This window comes from Wenyingzhuangia sp. 2_MG-2023 (assembly GCF_030548295.1).
Lineage (GTDB): Bacteria > Bacteroidota > Bacteroidia > Flavobacteriales > Flavobacteriaceae > Wenyingzhuangia.
In genome coordinates, this window is the sequence record NZ_JAUOSB010000123.1 from 1 (window position 1) to 260 (window position 260).

At 41.2% G+C, this 260-nt stretch carries 1 protein-coding gene; it reads left to right on the plus strand.

Translation table 11 applies throughout. The annotated features are described in order from the left end of the window. A partial coding sequence (locus tag Q4548_RS16890; RefSeq protein WP_303457222.1) for a hypothetical protein occupies nucleotides 1–260 on the plus strand: 260 nt, incomplete at both ends.

The following is a 260-nucleotide window of genomic DNA, read 5'->3' on the forward strand; positions in this document are numbered from 1 at the left end:
GGAACTATCCTTGAGGAAAATGTTAGATTGACAAAGGAGCTTGACAAGCTCACTTCTTCCAAAAGCAAGATGTCTTTGGATGATCTTTTGTCTAAGCAAAGGTCACCCAAAATCAAGCATGGTCTTGGCTACATTCCTTATGCAAATAAGAAGTACAACAATAATAAGAAGGAGATGCCCGCTCAAGCAAAGAACAAGAAGGTCTTTGGTGGGAACAAAGCCCCAAAAGGCAATGTTCCTAAAAAGGATCACACGGGACT